This is a genomic window from Lagierella sp., assembly GCF_029983815.1.
GTDB lineage: Bacteria > Bacillota > Clostridia > Tissierellales > Peptoniphilaceae > Mediannikoviicoccus.
In genome coordinates this window covers 75264-93096 of sequence record NZ_JASBYU010000004.1, presented here as the reverse complement: position 1 = coordinate 93096, position 17833 = coordinate 75264, and the positions used below count along the sequence as shown (strand labels likewise).

Annotated in this window: 17 protein-coding genes and 1 pseudogene; 6 read left to right on the top strand and 12 right to left on the bottom strand. The window is 33.1% G+C overall.

The window, feature by feature from the left end:
* Positions 1–92: 92 nt before the first annotated feature.
* The 3 genes from Q1K37_RS03255 (at position 93) to Q1K37_RS03245 (ending at position 3411) form a co-directional block, all read left to right on the top strand.
* A complete protein-coding gene (locus tag Q1K37_RS03255) occupies positions 93–917 on the top strand; it encodes a hypothetical protein (protein ID WP_300409318.1) in 825 nt (274 codons plus the stop codon).
* 66 nt (positions 918–983) lie between these two features.
* Positions 984–2582 carry a hypothetical protein gene (locus tag Q1K37_RS03250; RefSeq protein ID WP_300409316.1) on the top strand — a complete coding sequence of 533 codons (1599 nt, stop codon included), beginning with the start codon at positions 984–986 and terminating at the stop codon, positions 2580–2582.
* Positions 2575–3411 carry an ABC transporter ATP-binding protein gene (locus Q1K37_RS03245; protein ID WP_300409314.1) on the top strand — a complete coding sequence of 279 codons (837 nt, stop codon included), beginning with the start codon at positions 2575–2577 and terminating at the stop codon, positions 3409–3411. Before Q1K37_RS03250 ends, Q1K37_RS03245 begins: the two co-directional genes overlap by 8 nt.
* A gap of 51 nt (positions 3412–3462) precedes the next feature.
* Here Q1K37_RS03245 and Q1K37_RS03240 read toward each other — a convergent pair whose 3' ends face one another.
* From Q1K37_RS03240 to Q1K37_RS03225, 4 genes are all read right to left on the bottom strand, one after another.
* Positions 3463–4668 (bottom strand): FprA family A-type flavoprotein, encoded by a 1206-nt coding sequence (locus Q1K37_RS03240; RefSeq protein WP_300409313.1) that lies wholly within the window; start codon positions 4666–4668, stop codon positions 3463–3465.
* A 10-nt stretch (positions 4669–4678) separates the two neighbouring features.
* The gene (locus tag Q1K37_RS03235) at positions 4679–5506 is read right to left on the bottom strand and encodes an ATP-binding protein (RefSeq protein ID WP_300409361.1); all 828 of its coding nucleotides are present in this window, start codon (positions 5504–5506) and stop codon (positions 4679–4681) included.
* Between the two features lie 241 nt (positions 5507–5747).
* A complete protein-coding gene (rlmH, locus tag Q1K37_RS03230; protein ID WP_300409312.1) occupies positions 5748–6224 on the bottom strand; it encodes a 23S rRNA (pseudouridine(1915)-N(3))-methyltransferase RlmH in 477 nt (158 codons plus the stop codon).
* A 3-nt stretch (positions 6225–6227) separates the two neighbouring features.
* On the bottom strand, positions 6228–7016 hold the full coding sequence (locus Q1K37_RS03225) for an MBL fold metallo-hydrolase (protein ID WP_300409310.1): 789 nt from the start codon (positions 7014–7016) through the stop codon (positions 6228–6230).
* A 173-nt stretch (positions 7017–7189) separates the two neighbouring features.
* Here Q1K37_RS03225 and Q1K37_RS03220 point away from each other — a divergent pair, with 173 nt between their 5' ends.
* Together Q1K37_RS03220 and Q1K37_RS03215 are read left to right on the top strand one after the other, a co-directional pair.
* Positions 7190–7771: a CinA family protein gene (locus Q1K37_RS03220; protein WP_300409308.1), complete on the top strand. Its 582-nt coding sequence runs from the start codon at positions 7190–7192 to the stop codon at positions 7769–7771.
* A 584-nt stretch (positions 7772–8355) separates the two neighbouring features.
* Complete coding sequence (locus Q1K37_RS03215; RefSeq protein ID WP_300409306.1) at positions 8356–9456, top strand: hypothetical protein; 1101 nt, start codon at positions 8356–8358, stop codon at positions 9454–9456.
* A 75-nt stretch (positions 9457–9531) separates the two neighbouring features.
* Here the strand turns inward: Q1K37_RS03215 and rsmG are convergent, their stop codons facing one another.
* The 8 genes and pseudogenes from rsmG to rpmH form a co-directional block, all read right to left on the bottom strand.
* A complete protein-coding gene (gene rsmG / locus Q1K37_RS03210; RefSeq protein ID WP_300409305.1) occupies positions 9532–10239 on the bottom strand; it encodes a 16S rRNA (guanine(527)-N(7))-methyltransferase RsmG in 708 nt (235 codons plus the stop codon).
* Positions 10232–12130: a tRNA uridine-5-carboxymethylaminomethyl(34) synthesis enzyme MnmG gene (mnmG, locus tag Q1K37_RS03205; protein WP_300409303.1), complete on the bottom strand. Its 1899-nt coding sequence runs from the start codon at positions 12128–12130 to the stop codon at positions 10232–10234. The genes rsmG and mnmG overlap by 8 nt, the downstream gene beginning before the upstream one ends.
* 5 nt (positions 12131–12135) lie before the next feature.
* Positions 12136–13500 (bottom strand): tRNA uridine-5-carboxymethylaminomethyl(34) synthesis GTPase MnmE, encoded by a 1365-nt coding sequence (gene mnmE, locus Q1K37_RS03200; protein WP_300409301.1) that lies wholly within the window; start codon positions 13498–13500, stop codon positions 12136–12138.
* 106 nt (positions 13501–13606) lie between these two features.
* Positions 13607–14449 carry an RNA-binding cell elongation regulator Jag/EloR gene (gene jag, locus Q1K37_RS03195; RefSeq protein WP_300409299.1) on the bottom strand — a complete coding sequence of 281 codons (843 nt, stop codon included), beginning with the start codon at positions 14447–14449 and terminating at the stop codon, positions 13607–13609.
* A 12-nt stretch (positions 14450–14461) separates the two neighbouring features.
* Positions 14462–15199 (bottom strand): YidC/Oxa1 family membrane protein insertase, encoded by a 738-nt coding sequence (locus tag Q1K37_RS03190; protein WP_300409297.1) that lies wholly within the window; start codon positions 15197–15199, stop codon positions 14462–14464.
* Positions 15200–15213: 14 nt separating this feature from the next.
* Positions 15214–15426, bottom strand: a pseudogene (gene yidD / locus Q1K37_RS03185) (membrane protein insertion efficiency factor YidD).
* Between the two features lie 2 nt (positions 15427–15428).
* A complete protein-coding gene (rnpA, locus tag Q1K37_RS03180; protein ID WP_300409295.1) occupies positions 15429–15764 on the bottom strand; it encodes a ribonuclease P protein component in 336 nt (111 codons plus the stop codon).
* 31 nt (positions 15765–15795) lie between these two features.
* Positions 15796–15930 carry a 50S ribosomal protein L34 gene (gene rpmH, locus Q1K37_RS03175; RefSeq protein ID WP_300409293.1) on the bottom strand — a complete coding sequence of 45 codons (135 nt, stop codon included), beginning with the start codon at positions 15928–15930 and terminating at the stop codon, positions 15796–15798.
* A gap of 479 nt (positions 15931–16409) precedes the next feature.
* On the opposite strand from rpmH, the gene dnaA reads away from it, so the two are divergent.
* A complete protein-coding gene (gene dnaA, locus Q1K37_RS03170) occupies positions 16410–17801 on the top strand; it encodes a chromosomal replication initiator protein DnaA (RefSeq protein ID WP_300409291.1) in 1392 nt (463 codons plus the stop codon).
* Positions 17802–17833 lie beyond the last annotated feature (32 nt).

Genomic DNA, 17833 nt, shown 5'->3' with positions numbered 1-17833 from the left:
TTTTTAATAATTTTATGATTTCAACCTATGGTGTGTTATAATATAGTAAATATTAAATGGTTTGGACTTTTAAATAATTCTGAGGAGTAATTATGACTATTAAAAGATTTTTACAAAATAAGATACATATCTGTCTGCTAATAATTTCTTTAATTTTGAGTATTATTGTCTTCACTGGAGAAAAGTATAGTCTGGAGGACAAAGAAATAGACTTATATGTTGGAATTGAAGATAATTTGAATAAAGTTTTAAGTAAAAGTCTTTCTTTAAGGGATTATAATGCCCTTATATACGGTGAAAATACTGATAATGACTTTGATTATTTAAAAGAAGACGAGAATACAATTGAGGAAATAGAGTACTATTTAACATTAAATAATATAATTTCAGAAATTATACAATCCTTTTCTCAAGAAGAAATCCCCGCATCAGGATTTATAGAAAAAGTGCCTGCAAAGAAAATGAACAAACCTGCATTTATGAAAGGACAAAAGGAGCTAATCGACTTTTATAAAAGTACCAGGGACAAGTCCTATAGCCTACTTGAACCAGGGGATATGACTTTTTTAGCTAAGCGATATGATTATTTAAGTAATAGCAAGGTAGAAGTACTGGACGAAAATGGCAAAGTATATTTAAATTCCATAATTGCAAGAAAGTCTGATTATCTCTTTTCTGCCCCAATACTCATCATTGTCTCTTTAATTGGGGCATTTGTCTTAAAACAGGACAAAATCGCTTTAAAGCTAAAGGAAAATCTATTTGTTTTAAAACTTAAGGCTTCGCTCTTTTACGCTACTATTGTTTTAATTTTCTGTACAAGTATTTTTTTATTCCTTGGCCTACTCTCATGGATATTTGGCTCTGGAATTGGACCTTTTGACTATATATACTTTAATCCACAGATCATCGATTGATTAACCACTTATATTACTGAAAAACCTATAGGAATCTTTATATACAAGGGAACTATATTTATTATATTGACAACCATATTTTCAGCCGTGTTCAATCTATTATCAAATCTATTTAATAGGTTTTACTTTAAGGTTCTAATTTTTATTCTAGCGGCTATGTTATTCATTTCTCAACTTATTAATTTTAATATAATGAAAGGGTTAGTTAATCATCCAATGGGCCTTGTAAATATAATAAAAAAGCTAAATTTTTCAGACCTTGTGGCTATAGATTGGCTAAAACTTTTATTTGGTATTATCCTGGCAATTTTATGCTTAAAACTTTCCATATTTATAGAAATTAAGGAATCAAAGTCCAGGTGGTCTGAACTAATAATAAGAAAACCTTTTACTATTTCCTTTTATACTAAGTATTACTTTGTAAAGTACTGCCCCTATATACTCCTAATTCCACTACTTTTCACAAGTGTCCTTTCGTCAATGAATAATGAGCACTTAGCGTTTTTCAATAATAATTTTGAAATAAATCTCAAATCCTATAAAAAGGACTATGACTATCAAAGTAAAGTCTTAGAAAATCATCATGAAACCTTCAACAGTGTTAGAGGACTAACCGATGAAAAAAGGGCTCATCTGGATGAAGATGAAAAAATGGAATTGGATTATTATGAAGAAACAGAACTAGAAGAACAAAAAAATATATTAGATGAATCAAGAATTAGATATGAACACTTGTTAGCCTTTTCAAATAGAGATAAAGATCCTAAAAAATATTATAATTTGGAGAAGGAGGCTATAAAAAATCATCCCCTACTCCTATATAATACAATGCTAAGGGACATGGAACTGTCAGATAAGACCATACCGTTAAATATAGACTATGTTAGTGAATATGAGAAGAGAAACCTTCCAACACCTAAAACTTTCCTAGGTCCTATTTTCTCAAATTTTGATTCAAATAACTACATTAAATTAGACTACCTTATTATGGAGTACTTCTATACTGGCCTTATTAAAAATAATGATGCCTTTGCTTTTTTGTATAATTTCTTTCATATTAAGCTAGGTTTGCTCTTAATGGTAATAATTTCACTTATTACAAATGTATTTTTGTGGAAAAGGAATCATATAAAATTTAAGCTCTCTCTAAAAGAAAAGTTGGGCAAGGTGTATATAAAATCTTTCATTGGAAGTTTTGTGCCTAGTCTCGTCATATTTCTTTCTATAATTGGCATTATCTTCCTATTTTCTGGACTATTTTATGGCTTTGGTAATGCAAATCATCCTGTAGCCATTACATTTAAAAATAGTTATAAATTTATATCCCTAGGAAAGTACCTACTATTAAATGTCCTTTTATCCAGCTTAGGTATATCATTTATCACTTCCTTATTGGTCTTTTTAAGTCTAATTTTTAAAAATAAGACTCTAATAGGATTATATTTTGTAATAATGGTCATTGGAATAATTCTAGCATATTTTTCAAAATATTCTTTTATCTCTCCAATGACATATTTGGATAGCGATGGTATATTATCTGGATTTTTAAGAAATTATCATGGAAGAGATTCCTTTAATTTAATATTGGGTTTAATACTGCTTGCTATTTGTGCATTAATTTTGAATATTTTTAGCTTAAAAAATTTGAGGAGGACCTATGCTTAAAATTACAAATCTTAATTTTAAATATAATAAAAATCCAGTTTTAAAGGGTGTTTCCTTTGGCTTGGAGAAGGGAATAAAAGCTTTAGTAGCACCAAATGGTGCAGGTAAAACAACTCTATTAAATTGTATTTCCCAACAGCTTAAAGCCGATGGTTCCATTATTATAGATGACAAGGAAATCAACAATAGGAAAATTCTAGAAAATCTAACATTCTTAGGAGACTCCTCTATTTTAGACCCTGAAATAGCTGCTATAGACTATATGAAATATGTCGCAAAAACTTATAATATCAACTATGAAAAAATTGATAAAGTCGCAAATTTAACGGAAATATCTCACTTCTATAAGAATAAAATTGGAACTTATAGTCTTGGAATGAAAAATAGAACCATGATAGCACTCTCAATACTTCCAGATACTGAATATATACTTTTGGATGAGCCTCTTTCTGGACTTGATCCTAGTTCAGTTAAAAAGATGAAAGAACTTTTACTAAATTTGAGTAAAACCAAGGGAATTCTTTTATCCTCCCATATATTAGATGACATAAATGATTTAACCGATGATATCTTATTTTTAAAAGATGGCAAAATAATCGAATTTAAGTCCTATTCATCCCAACTATTGAAGATTGAATCCAGTGATGATAGTAAATCCTTCGATATTTTGAATAAAAATCATTTCCTACATTCCAAAGATAAGCTCATAATAGATCAAAAAGACCTTAATGGGGTTTTAAAAATCCTTTTTGTTAATGACATAGAAATAATAAACATTCAAAATTTAAAAGACTCCTTAAAAGAGATATATTTTGAAATTTTCACTTAAAAAGCGCTCAATCTAGAGCGCTTACTGTTTTTTATAATCCTTTTGTAATATTTACTTTTCTTTAAGTTTTTCGGCCATTTCCTTTGCCATTTTTCTTAGTCCTTCTAAATCCTCATCATGCATTGTACCCCTTGCTTCTACAGTGGTTTCTATTGGATCAAATTTACTATCTTCTCTAAATTCCAGTAGGGATTTGACTCCTCCACCGCTCCAGCCATAGGATCCAAAAATTCCTAGAACATGATTTTTAATCTTGTTATGCTTTAGGATATTTAATAGGCTGTACATATTTGGATACACTGAGCTGTCATAGGTCGCCGAGCCTAGGATAAGTCCCTTATACTTCCATACTTCTGATAGAATATATGAAAAATGGGTCTTAGAAACATCATACACCTTTATGTTTTTTACCCCTTCTTCTGCAAGGAATTGGGCAAGGTGGTCCGCCATGGATTCAGTGTTACCATACATTGAGCCATATGCAATTACAACTCCATCTTCCACTTCATAGTTGGCCCATCTTCTATAGTCCTCAATTATTATTTCAGGATTCTTTCTCCATACAAAACCATGGACAGGACAAATTATATCAATATCCAATTTTTTTACCTTATCCACAGCCTTTGCTGCCATCATGGAATATTTTCCAACTATATTTGAATAGTAGCGTCTAGTTTCCGATTGGAAGACAGAATAATCAGCTTGATCATCAAAAATTGCACCATCTAATGTTCCAAAGCCTCCAAATATATCCTGGGAGAACAGAACCTTGTCATGGGGTTCATAGCTAACCATGGACTCAGGCCAGTGAACCATTGGTGTCATTACAAAGTGTAGCTCTCTTTCGCCAAGTTTAAGTACATCTCCTTCAGAAACTTCAATAAACTTATCCTCTTCTGGCTCAAGTTCTAACAGGTCATATAACATTCCCTTAGTCTTTTTATTACCGACAAAAATTACATCTGGATAGCATTCTAAAATATCGTTAATACATCCAGAATGATCCGGTTCCATATGTTGAATCACAAGATAGTCTAAATTTCTACCATCTAAAATCTTTCTAACATTTGGTAAAAATCCCCCTGACTTATTGATTCTGATGGTGTCTAATAGACAGGTTTTTTCATCCTTAATCAAATAAGCATTATAGGAAACACCCCTAGGAATAGGCAACATATTTTCAAATAGTTCAGTTTCCCTGTCATTTGCTCCAATATAGTACATATTCGGTAAAATTTCTTTGTATAGACAGTTCATAAGTACCCCCTTAATAATTATCTAAAAATGAATGTTTTTCATCATCTTCTACATAACCTAGTATTCTATTTATATCCACATTTTCACAAGCTCTGAATATATTTATTGCAACATTTGTAAAACCCTGTTTATCCAAAGTCTTTATTAAATCTTTAATCTTATGTCTAGTAGAGCCTATTTTCTTTGCCGCCACCATACATGCACAATTTAAAGGCATCAACCCAGTATAGTTTATCCATCGAATTATACTATCTTCCTCAATAAGATACATAGGCCTGATTATTTCCATATTATCGAAGTTCATAGCCTTTAATTTTGGCATCATAGTCTTGAAATTTCCTGCACAGAGGATATTCATCAAATTTGTCTCAATAACATCGTCAAAATGATGGCCTAGGGCAAGCTTATTACATCCAAGTTCCTGGGCCTTTGCATAAAGAGAACCCCTTCTCATCCTTGCACACATGTAGCATGGATAGTCTGAAGAAATCTTATCTGCAACTTGAAAGATATCTGAATTATATATATGGACTGGAATATTCAAATATTCACAGTTTTCTTCTAACAAGACCCTAATATCATCATGATACCCGGGATCCATGGCAATAAACTCAAGTTCAAAGTTGTTTCTGCCGTTTTTCTTCAACTCCTGAAATAATTTGGCAAGTAAAAGACTGTCCTTTCCTCCAGAAATTGCAACGGCAATCTTATCATTATCCTGAATTAAATCGTATTCCTTAATGGCCTTGATAAACTTAGACCATATTTTTTTTCTATATCTTTTGATGATAGCCTTTTCAATCTCCTTTAAGGACTTTAGCTCCTCAGTAACTATCATCTGTGGACAAAAACCACTCTTTAAACCATTGTCACTCAATTTATCTCTCCTTATCTACTTTAATTATACCACGAAAACAGTCGGCAATTAAGGCTGCCCTATACTTATAACATTATTATGTGGTAAGTCAAAAAGAAGTAAATATCATAAAAATTTCCAATCCATAAAATTTAATAACCCTTGAGTATGAAATTTCACAAAAAATAAGCCCTATGATTAGTAGGGCAAAATAAAAATAAATCTACTTATGATAGGGCTCATGTTTAGCAATTTTAATCCATCTATACAATTGTTCAAATAAAATTAACTTCATAAGTTGATGAGGAAAAGTCATCTTAGAAAAAGATAGCTTTAAATTGGCTCTGTTTTTGATTTCAGAACTCAGTCCATAGGATGAACCGATTATAAAGGCAAAGTCGTTATAGCCGCTAATTTTTAAGTCCTCAAGGATATTTGAAAATTCCTCACTTGAGTACCGCTTTCCTTTAATATCTAGGACTATAACATAGTCCTTAGGACTAAGTTTATCTAAAATTCTCCTCCCTTCATCATTTAATGCCTTTTGAATATTCGAGGGAGTATCAGACTTAATTAAAGTCTCCTTTAGTTCTATCTCCTGTATACTTGCATAGGGCTTAAGTCTTTTATCGAACTCTTTAATCCCCTCTCTTAAAAATGATTCCTTAATATTGCCGATAGTTAATATTTTAACATTCATATTCTATAACTCAATTCTATTACTAATGATACTTCTATCTGCCACAGTCAGACTTATATCCCTATTAATATCAAGTCCTAAGTCTATGAGATGATCAGAAACAGTTTCTAAAGCTAGTTCAGCAGTATTGTTTTCATTACTCAAATGGGCCAAAATCACCTTTTCGTTATTACCAGATAAAACCTCTTCTAAAGTAGATGCACAGTCTAAATTTGATAAATGTCCCTTTGTAGAAGCAACCCTTCTCTTCAATGCAGGAGAATAAGGGCCATTCATAAGCATTATAGGGTCGTGATTAGATTCTATAAATAGAATATCAGAACCTACAATCTGTCTTTTTATACGTTCGTTTACAGCACCGGTGTCCGTTAGAATGGATAACTTAGATTTTCCATTATATACGGCAAACCCACAGCTATTTGCTGCATCGTGGAATGTGCTAAAGGGATGGATATCTAAATCTCTTAAGGTAAAGTCATAATCATTTTTAAAGATGAGGATATTTTCATCTCTGATTGGTCCGATTTTCTTTATCATTGCTAACCAAGTTTCTTCGTTGGCAATGACCGGTATATTATACCTTCTACTCATAACACCTACGCCTTTTACATGGTCAGTATGTTCATGAGTAACTAATATTGCATCTATAGTTTCAGGAAGAACAGAAGCATCATTTAATAAATATTCCAATCTCTTTCCTGAAAATCCAGCATCTATTAAAATTTTTGTCTTATTTGTTTCCACTAATAAGGAATTCCCAGAAGATCCACTAGAAAGTGAAATAAACTTCATTTTATCAACTCCAATAAATTACGTAGTTCGGCATTTTTAAAAATGCATCAATAAAAAAAGTATTCAATTTAATGAACACCAAAATCTACAGCTAACATTATATACTATGAATACCCAGAGAACAAAAGATTTATACAATTTAAGTCGAATATCTACTTTTTAAGTTTGGAGAGATGAAAAATAATAGTATAATCATATTAGGTGATGAAATGGAATATGTAATTTTAGAAGAAAAAGTGAAATCCCAATTGGATGCACAAACTTTAGAAGAAAACTTTGTGCCTTTTTTAATAGATAATAATTTTACAGTATCTACCGCAGAATCTTTAACAGCAGGACTTATAAGTGGAACAGTTGCTAACATTCCTGGATCTAGCGCTGTCTTAGAACTCGGACTTATAACTTATAATGAAGGATATAAAAATATTGTCTTAAATGTTTCACGTGAAACATTATCGAAACATAGTGCAGTTAGCTTTGAAACATGTACCGAAATGTTGGATGGACTTTCAAAATTATCGAATTCTAATTTGTTAATAGCAGCGACAGGATATGCAGGACCTGGGGAAAATGCAGGACTTGTTTATCTTGGAATCGACTTTAAGGGAAATAGAAAAATATATAGACTTAATTTACAAGGTGAAAGAAATCAAGTTAGAAAAAAAGTAGTAAACTTAGCATTCTCAAATTCAATGAAACTTATTCGAGAAGTAGAAGGCTATAAACTCAACGTTAATAAAATCTTTACAGTTTAGTAATGTTTCACGTGAAACATTACTTTTTTTATTTTGAAACATGGGTATGATATTGAACTGCCTTCACCTTTACACTTCAACTAAATACGTAATTTAGAGTTTAATGTAGAGTACATTAGGATAAATCGTTCGTTAAAAAAGATATATATAGGGAAGTAAGTTTCTCTATCCCATCTGGATAATCAAACTTATCCCCAATGTTCACTTAAGTTATCCACAGTTCTGAAATATCAATTTATCAAGACTTATCCACATATCAAAGTTAATTAATCATATGTTTCACGTGAAACATCATTAATATTTTTATCCAAGAATTTTATGTTCAGGATAAAGCCCTATATCAAGCCATTTACTGGCCTTTAGTTTACTAAGTTTTATTATTAGGTCATTTTATTTTAATTCAAAAGTTATCAACAATTGTCTATAGACTTATCCACAAAATAATCCACAAGCTTATCCACAGGGTTTTCCACAGACTTATCCACAATTAAGTTCCCTTATTTTTTATTACAATTAAAATGTAATAATTTTGTAAGAACTTTTTCCTAACCTTTATGATATTCTACTTAGGGGAGATGTTATATATGAAAAAGTTATTTAAATTTACTCTAGGTTTTATTTCCATTTTAATAATAGGATCCTGCTACATTTTAAATGGATATCATATGCCTATTAATAGATCTTTGTTAATTGCAGATATTGACACTAAGCCTATTTTTAAAAATAGGGTTATCAATAATCCAGTTAGTAAAAAACTAAGCCTTTTTGGAGATAGGACAATAAATAAGGGTCTGTTACTCAATGCTCCAAATCACCTTAAAATAGGTACTTATATAAAAACTGATGACCAAGCTATCCATCCTTCAATTGTCTATGACCCACAGGCAAGGTTTGGATATCGCTATATAATGGCATTTACACCTTATAGTTTTCTAAATGATCAAACAGAAAATCCAAGTATTGTCGTTTCCCATGATGGAATCCACTTTGAAGATTTTCCTGGACTTACTAATCCCATATCATTACCAGAAAAACACTGTCATCTCTCCGATGTATCTCTTTTCTTCAGGGATGATACGCTTGAGTTGTGGTATAGGGTTTCCAATAAGAAAACTAGACTTTCAAAGTTGGTTAGAAAAACATCTAAAAATTTAAAGGATTTCTCACCTGAAGAAACAATTTTTGATTTTGGTACTGGCGGTTATGGCTATGGTGCTCCAACCATACTATATGAAGACGGATGGTATAAGATTTACTATCGTAAAAACATGAATATTGGAGAGGACGCCTATGTTTTTACTCAGTCTAAAGACTTAAAGGAGTTTACTCCACCTATTCCTTTGGAAATGACTAAAGGGGAGTGGTCTAATTACAATCCTTGGCATTTGGAAATAAAAAAGGTAGAGGATAGGTACTACTGCTTAAGTATGGACTGTCCCGACGGTAAGATGGAAAGTTCCGCACTTTTTGTTTCAGAGTCCAGTGATGGTATTCACTTTGAAAACCCAATAGAAGTCCTATGTCCCTGTGATAAGGGATATGACGACTGGCTTATATATAAATCCACATTCATTGTTAAGGACAATAGAGTTTTACTTTACTACTCTTCCATCGATAAGTTAAAACGATCTTATATATCACTTTTAACAGGTCCGGATTTCTTGAATCTTTCTCCTGTAAATTAAAAAATAGAAGGCATGTCAACCTATAAAAGCAAATAGGTTACATGCCTTTTATTTTATCTATGATTTACTTTTTCATTAAAGTGGCTTATTCTTTGGCTTTCCGCCACCCCTTGGGTATTTTCGAGGAGTAGGGGAGGTCTTTTTGATTACTATCAAAGTTCTATCAGAATTTTCATAGTCCAAATTATAGCTTATTATATCAGCTATTTCACCACCTAAAATCTTTATGGCATTTTTAGCCTCTTCAGCTTCTTCAATCCCTGACGGTCCCTTCATGGAGATAAAAGTTCCTCCAACCTTAATAAAAGGTAAACTATACTCTACCAAAGTGTTTAATCTGGAAACAGCCCTAGAAATTCCATAGTCGTACTGCTCTCTATAGGATTTTGTTCTTCCCAATTCTTCAGCTCTACCATGAACTGCCTCTATATCCTTTATATCCATATCTGATATAGTTTTTTTAAGAAACTTTATTCTTTTATTTAGAGAGTCCAACAATGTAATCTTTAAATCGTCTCTGAAAAACTTTATAGGCATTCCAGGAAACCCTCCACCGGTTCCTATGTCTATAAGGGTTGCACCTTTTTCCATTTCCACCTTCTTTAATGGAAGTATGGAGTCTAAAAAATGCTTATAATTAACTTCTTCTTCCTCTGTAATACTGGTAAGATTTAAAAATTTATTGGTTTCCAACATATGATTTCTAAATTCTTCAAACTTTTTTAAAACTTCCTCAGATAATACTATATCCTCTGAATTAAACACCTTTTCTAAATTACTCATCTTTATTCCTCTTTCTAGTCTCAAGATAGATTAGAATTACATTTATATCCGCCGGACTAACTCCGGAAATTCTGCTTGCCTGTCCAAGGGAGTCTGGTTTTATCTTATTTAGCTTTTGTACAGCCTCATTTGACAATCCCTTTATTTCGCTATAGTCGTAGATAAAGCTGATGTCCCTTCTCTCAAGTTTCTTAAATCTTTCAATTTGCTGTTTTTGCTTTGCAATATATCCTTCGTACTTGATATGGGTTTGCACCTGAATTCTGATCTCCCTATCCAATTGTGGAGCAAGGCTATCGAATACCCTTAATTTTTCATAGTCAAGCTCTGGCCTCTTTATCAATTCTAATAGGGTTAAGGACTTTTGAAGTTCTGTAGTTCCCAATTCTTTCAATATCTTATTGTTTTCAGCAGTTGGATTTATCCTAATTTTACTTAGCCTATCCAATTCCTCTTCCACGAGTCTTTTTCTTATATTAGTCTTTTCCATTCTTTCTTTACTAACCAGACCAATATCATAGCCAAGTTTTGTTAACCTAAAGTCCGCATTGTCCTGACGAAGGGTAAGGCGATACTCAGCTCTAGAAGTCATCATCCTATAGGGTTCGTTTGTTCCCTTTGTCACAAGATCATCGATTAATACGCCAATATAGGCATCGGATCTGTCCAATATAAAGGGTTCTTTACCTTCTAATTTCAAATAGGCATTTATTCCAGCCATAAGGCCTTGGGCAGCAGCCTCTTCATATCCTGAAGATCCATTGATTTGTCCTGCAAAGAATAGACCGTCTATATCCATATGTTCCAAAGTTCTCTTTAGAATAGTAGGGTCAATACAGTCGTATTCTATTCCATAGGCTGATCGCATAAACTTCATGTTTTCAAAGCCTATTATAGTTTTGTACATCTGTTTTTGTACATCTTCAGGAAGGGTAGAGGACACTCCTTGTATATACATTTCCTTGGTGTCAAGTCCCTCTGGTTCCACAAAAACTTGGTGTTCATCTCTTTCGGTAAATCTTACCACTTTATCTTCAATGGAAGGGCAATACCTTGGTCCAACCCCCTTGACTATACCGGCATACATAGGACTTCTATGCAAATTGTCTTCAATTATCCTCTTAGTCTCTTTAGTAGTGTAGGTCAAGTAACAATTTTCCTGTTTCCTATTTAAATCTTTTCCAAAATTCATAAAGGAAAAAGGTATTATCTCCTCATCTCCTGGCTGAACTTCCATAACTGAAAAATCCAAAGTATCTCTATGGACTCTAGCAGGAGTTCCCGTTTTAAATCTTCTAAGTTCAATTCCTAGTTCCTTTAAGGAATTTGATAGTTCTTTTGAAGATTTTAATCCATGTGGGCCTGACTCTATTTGAAGTTCGCCTTGTAAAACCAAACCCTTTAAATAGGTTCCCGTTGCAATTATAACCGCCTTTGTTTCGTATATTGCACCATTTATGGTTTCAATGGAGACAACTTTATTGCCTTCAACATTTATCTTAGTAACTTCTCCTTCAACCAAGTCTAAATTTTTAGTATTTTCTAAAACTTTTTTCATTTCCATGTGATAAGCAGGCTTATCCGCTTGAACCCTTAATGAGTGTACAGCTGGTCCCTTTGAGGTGTTTAACATCCTAGATTGGATGAAGGTCTTATCGATTATAAGTGCCATTTCACCACCTAGGGCATCTATCTCCCTAACCAAATGTCCCTTTCCAGTACCCCCAATATTAGGGTTACATGGAAGATCGGCAACAGAGTCCAAACTCATGGTCAAAATAACCGTCTTCAGACCCAATCTTGCTGTGGCAAGGCCAGCCTCTGTTCCTGCATGACCTGCGCCTATAACCACAACATCAACAGGGTCTTCTCTATATTTTTTTATTTCCATAACTCCTATTTCCCAATACAAAAATCTCTAAATATCTTGTCCAATACATCATCTTCAATGGATTCTCCAGTTATCTGACCTAAGATCTCCCAGGAAGATCTCAAATCAAGCTCTATACAATCTATTGGAACATCCATTTCCAAGTCCCCTAGGGAAGACTTTAAATAATCTATAGCTTTTTTAATTACATCCCTATGTCTAACATTTGTAACTAAAAGATCCGACTCCAACTTGATGTCTCCACCATAGAACATGTCTGCAATCTGTCTTTCAAGTTTTTCAATTCCTATATTTTCCTTCACTGAAACCTTGATTACAGGAATTTCACTATCGATAAAGAGTTTTTCCCTCTCCAACTTTTGCGGTAAATCCTCTTTATTTAGTAGGATAATTGCCTTTCTATCCTTTAATAGCTCGACAACTTCCAAGTCCTCTTTTTCTAGCGGTTTAGACAAGTCGAAGATTGCAATTATTAAGTCTGCATTCTTAGCATAGTCCAAGGAACGATCCACGCCAATCTGCTCCACCAAATCCTCACTTTGTCTAATGCCTGCAGTATCACTTATCATTAGTACAATACCGTCTAGGTCGATATATTCTTCGATTACATCCCTAGTAGTTCCAGGAATGTCCGTTACAATTGCCTTATTGACCTTTGCCAAGGCATTTAATAAAGAGGACTTTCCAACATTTGGCTTACCTATAATGGTTGTGTTGATACCATCTCTAATAATCTTTCCTCTATTAGAGGAATTGTACAATTTTTCAAGCCTTTCCAAAAGCTTTTTACCATCTTTTAAAATAATACCCGTGTCAGGTTCTTCCTGGCCATCTTCTGTAAAATTGATGGTATATTCAACTCTGGCAAGTAAATCAAGCATCTTATCCCTTATTGCCTTAATCTCATTTTTAAGAGAACCTTCTAACTGATTCATAGAAGCTTCATAGGACTTGTCCGTCTTTGCCTTTATCAAGTCTATTACCGCCTCCGCTTGAGAAAGATCCAACCTACCATTTAAAAATGCCCTCTTGGTAAATTCGCCTCTTTCGGCAATCCTTGCACCTTTTTTAATGGTCAAGTCCAGTACCTTTCTAACGGCAATTATTCCTCCATGGGTGTAAATTTCCACCATATCCTCCCTAGTGTAGGTGGAAGGACCCTTCATAAAGGCTATAAGGACTTCATCTATAAGCTCCTCATCGTCATATATATGACCATAGATCAATTTTCTATTATTAAAATCACTACTTTTTGCTGCAGGTTTAAAAATTTCTTTTCCTATTTCTATGGCATTTAAACCGCTTAGTCTTACGATTCCAATGCCGGCTTCACCTGTAGCCGTTGAAATAGCAGTAATTGTATCTTCCATAAAACCACATCCTCATTTTTGATTATACCATATGAAAAAGTCTATCAAGTAGATAAAACTAAAGTCTTATTCGATAAAGAAAAGCCTGCATATAGCAGACTTATCATTAATGTTTCTTTAATTTTATTACCACTCTTCTATAGGGTTCGTTGCCCTCACTTGAAGTGTAAATCCCGGAAACAGATTGAAGACAGGAGTGGATAATTCTTCTTTCATATGGATTCATTGGTTCCAATCTCATATTTTTATTGTATTTCTTTGCCTTATTTGCCATTCTCATAGCAAGGGATTGTAATGACCTATTTCTCTTTTCTCTATAGTTGTTACAATCGATAGAAATCCTAATGTACTTTTCAGCATTTCTATTGGCAACCAAATTTACAATATATTGGATTGCATCTAAAGTTTCGCCTCTTTTACCGATAACTATCCCAATATCATTTTCATTTACAGGGATTATATTGAATTTTATTCCATAATCATCAGTAAAGGTTTCAATATTCGATTCAATTCCCATTTTGGAAACAACAGAATTCAAAAAATCTCTAATCTTAGATTTCAATTCATCGTCAATTTCAACAACATCATCTTCTCTTTTATCTTCAAAGTCTTCGTTGAAAGATTCTTCTTTAGTTGTCTTTTTATAAGATGACTTTTCATCATAATCTTTTTTTCCCTTGGAGACCTTGGTCTCTTTTTGGACAGTCTTCTTTTTATCTGTTTTTATTCCGGAGCTATTACTGGAAATTACGTCATTTAAAAGCTGTTCGATATCTTCCTCACAGGAAACCTTGACTACGGCATCCTTGGCGCCAAATAGTCCAAATATCCCATTTTTTGGTTCTTCCAATACTTCAATAACAGCTTCATCCTTCGAACAATTTAACTCTTCAATAGCAAGTGACACCGCTTCTTCAACGGTCTTTGCCACCTTAACTGTTGACTTCATGTAAGCTCCTTCCTACTTTTTGTCTATTTTTTCCTTATCTTTTTTAGTTATAACAACTTCTTCCTCTTGACTTTTCCCAATGAAAAATCTAAATATCATTTCGATAATATTACCAAATATCCAGTAAATAGATAGGGCAGGTTGATAACTTCTAGCAAAGAAGAAGAACATTATAGGCATTGCATATTGCATAGTAAAGTTCATTCCCTGCATAGGGTTATTTTCTTCCCCTGGAGTAGTTTTTGGCATATTCATCTTAGTAAATAAAAACTGAGTAAGGGCCAAAAGTGTAGGCAATATCAGATCGCCTGAGTTTTTAACCGTAATATCCTTTATCCAAAAGAAATTTAAATTAATGTCCTTACTTAGCTCAAGATATTTTAGAGGTTCTCTCATAACAGGGAACAAAGCCCAGATTATAAGTAGTTGTATAAGCATAGGTAAACATGAAGCTAGGGGATTGTATCCCATTTCCCTTTGAAACTCCATAACCTTTTGTTGGTAGAGTTGAGGGTCGTGTTTATATTTCGCTTCAAGTTTTTTCAATTCCGGTTGAAATTTAGCATTAAGCTTTTGCATCTTAATATTTGAAAGGGTAACCGGTAACATAGCCAATTTATAGATCAATGTCAGTATCAAAATGGACATTGCAAAATATGAAATCGACTCTGGCTCACTTCCAATTTTCGATATGGTAAGATAGATAACTTCAAGTATCTTACCAATTATCGAGCTCAATAATTTTGTCATAAACTCTCCTAATCTTATTTTAATGGATCATAGCCGCCCTTGCTAAAGGGATTACATCTTAAAATTCTCCATATAGTAAGAAAAGTACCTTTAAATACACCGTATTTATCATAAGCCTGTAAGGCATAGGAAGATCAGGTAGGATAGTACTTGCACTTTCCTTGACCTAAATAGGGTGAAATCACCATTTGGTAAACTTTAATTAAAAACATGGGAATAAATTTCACGTCTACACCTTCTTTGACAGTCTTCTTATTAAATGCATACAAGATTTTTCCAACTGTTGATATGTTAACTCTTTAGTGTTTTGTTTTGGGATGACTACAATATCGTAGCCCTGAATCAAAGAGTTCCAATTTAAACGAAAAATTTCTTTTAGTCTTCTCTTTATCTTGTTTCTGGTAACGGCATTTCCAAATTTTTTAGTAATAGAGAAACCAACACGAGATCCAGGTAAATTATTTTTCTTTACTACAAAGGTGAAGTTTCTATTAAAATATCCACTACCTTTCTTGTAAACTATTCTAAAATCTCTATTACTTCTTAATCTTTTTTCTTTTTCCATAAATAAAAATTAAAAGACCATAGAATATGGCCTAAGCTGAAATAACTTTTCTACCTCTTTTTCTTCTTCTCTTTAACACTCTTCTACCGGATTTAGTAGACATTCTCTTTCTAAAACCGTGATCTTTACTTCTTCTTCTTCTATTTGGTTGATATGTTCTCTTCAACTTGTTTCACCTCCGTGGAAATAATGTTACAAAACACTAGATAGATTATATAAATGGGAAGGCAAACTGTCAAGAAATATCATTAAAATCAATGACTTTAGAAGATAATTTTAAATTTTCTTAAAATATTGTGGATAAATGGACAAAACTTTACTTAATAAAGCTTAAAATCATTGAAAAATCAATATTTCAAGCCTTCTATTTATTTGAAGTAAAGGGCTATATTTGGTATAATATTGGCAGTAAGTAAATTTAATTGTAATTCACAATTTATGGATAATTTGTGGATAAGTCCATTGTAAAAAGAGAATTTGTTTAATTTAAATGGCTAATTCTCTATTTTTTTAGGTTAATTTGGATTTTGGATAAGTTTTTGTGGATAAGTCATCTAATTTGTGGAAAACTCCTTGGAAAGTTTATTTATCACAAAAGTCTATCGAATATTTTGTGGATTACTTTGTTGATAACGGAGGTATAAAATGGACCTAAATGTACTATGGTCTGAATTACTGTCTGTTCTTGAAGTAAATATGGATACAGTTGCCTTTGATACTTGGATAATGGCTTTAAAACCCATTAAATTGACTTCCTCGGAATTGATATTGTCAGCGCCAAACGGCTTTACAAAAAAGATGATAGAAAAGAGGTATATTGACGATATCATCGAAATACTCAATTTCATCTTGAAGACCGAAAGTTCTATAAAGATTATCTTGCCGACAGATTCCACCTACAAACAGTATCAAGTCAAGGTAAAACCTGGAGGGCAACAATATTTTTCTGAAAGTACCCAAGAAGTTAAAGCGTCAAAAGAGGATATTGAAAAGTTAAAAGCAGAACAAATGTTAAATCCAAAGTATACATTTGAATCCTTTGTAAAGGGAAAGTCCAACGAATTTGCCCTTTCTGCATCCATGGCCGTGGCAAAGAATCCTGCTACCGCCTATAATCCACTATTTATCTACGGTGGACCAGGTCTTGGAAAGACCCACTTGATGCAGGCTTTGGCCCATGAGATTATGGACAATTTCCCACACCTTAAGGTGATGTATATAAGTAGTGAGAAATTTACAAATGAACTAATCTCCTCCATAGGAGATAAGTCAAGCAAGAAGAATAGTCAGTTCAGAAACAAATATAGGAATATCGATGTTCTATTGATAGACGACATACAATTTATTGCAGGTAAGGTGGGAACACAGTTAGAGTTCTTCCACACCTTTAACGATTTATATGCTCAAAACAAACAGATAATAATATCTTCAGATAAACCTCCTAAGGAGATAGAAACCTTAGAGGAAAGGCTTGTTTCAAGGTTTGAGTGGGGTTTAATGGCGGATATTCAAATGCCGGATTATGAAACGAGAGTGGCCATTTTAAAAGCCAAGCTAAAGTTAGAAAATGCAGTTATTTCCGATGAAATTCTAGAATATATCGCAATGAATATAAAGTCCAATATTAGAGAGCTGGAAGGTGCTTTGATGACGGTACTGGCCCACGCACAGCTTCTAGAAGGTAGACAAATAGATTTGGATAGGGCGAAGATTGCCTTAAACAAGGTGATTGAAGAAAATGAAAAGAAACCTATAACCCTGGACTCTATACAAGAGGTAGTATGCGAAAAATATAACCTGGATATGAAAGATATGTCTTCAAAGACCAGGGCAAAACAGATTGCATATCCAAGGCAGATTGCCATGTATCTATGTAGACAGCTTACAGACCTATCTTTAATCAAGATTGCAGACTCCTTTAACAGAGACCACTCAACGATTATGCATGGAGTTGACAAGATAACAAAGGACATAGATGAGGATCTGGATTTTGCTGAAGAAATAAATAGTTTAATTCAAATAATCAAGGGTGATTAATCCACAATTATCTGTTGATATAGCTGTGGATT

What these genes read in the sequence shown, in the direction of transcription:
- Q1K37_RS03245 (WP_300409314.1), top strand. Translation starts at nt 2,575, where the DNA reads ATGCTTAAAATTACAAATCTTAATTTTAAATATAATAAAAATCCAGTT.
- Q1K37_RS03255 (WP_300409318.1), top strand. Translation starts at nt 93, where the DNA reads ATGACTATTAAAAGATTTTTACAAAATAAGATACATATCTGTCTGCTA.
- rnpA (WP_300409295.1), bottom strand. Translation starts at nt 15,764, where the DNA reads ATGGAAAAAGAAAAAAGATTAAGAAGTAATAGAGATTTTAGAATAGTT.
- Q1K37_RS03235 (WP_300409361.1), bottom strand. Translation starts at nt 5,506, where the DNA reads ATGATAGTTACTGAGGAGCTAAAGTCCTTAAAGGAGATTGAAAAGGCT.
- Q1K37_RS03240 (WP_300409313.1), bottom strand. Translation starts at nt 4,668, where the DNA reads ATGAACTGTCTATACAAAGAAATTTTACCGAATATGTACTATATTGGA.
- mnmE (WP_300409301.1), bottom strand. Translation starts at nt 13,500, where the DNA reads ATGGAAGATACAATTACTGCTATTTCAACGGCTACAGGTGAAGCCGGC.
- Q1K37_RS03215 (WP_300409306.1), top strand. Translation starts at nt 8,356, where the DNA reads ATGAAAAAGTTATTTAAATTTACTCTAGGTTTTATTTCCATTTTAATA.
- jag (WP_300409299.1), bottom strand. Translation starts at nt 14,449, where the DNA reads ATGAAGTCAACAGTTAAGGTGGCAAAGACCGTTGAAGAAGCGGTGTCA.
- Q1K37_RS03190 (WP_300409297.1), bottom strand. Translation starts at nt 15,199, where the DNA reads ATGACAAAATTATTGAGCTCGATAATTGGTAAGATACTTGAAGTTATC.
- Q1K37_RS03220 (WP_300409308.1), top strand. Translation starts at nt 7,190, where the DNA reads ATGAAAAATAATAGTATAATCATATTAGGTGATGAAATGGAATATGTA.
- dnaA (WP_300409291.1), top strand. Translation starts at nt 16,410, where the DNA reads ATGGACCTAAATGTACTATGGTCTGAATTACTGTCTGTTCTTGAAGTA.
- rlmH (WP_300409312.1), bottom strand. Translation starts at nt 6,224, where the DNA reads ATGAATGTTAAAATATTAACTATCGGCAATATTAAGGAATCATTTTTA.
- rsmG (WP_300409305.1), bottom strand. Translation starts at nt 10,239, where the DNA reads ATGAGTAATTTAGAAAAGGTGTTTAATTCAGAGGATATAGTATTATCT.
- mnmG (WP_300409303.1), bottom strand. Translation starts at nt 12,130, where the DNA reads ATGGAAATAAAAAAATATAGAGAAGACCCTGTTGATGTTGTGGTTATA.
- Q1K37_RS03225 (WP_300409310.1), bottom strand. Translation starts at nt 7,016, where the DNA reads ATGAAGTTTATTTCACTTTCTAGTGGATCTTCTGGGAATTCCTTATTA.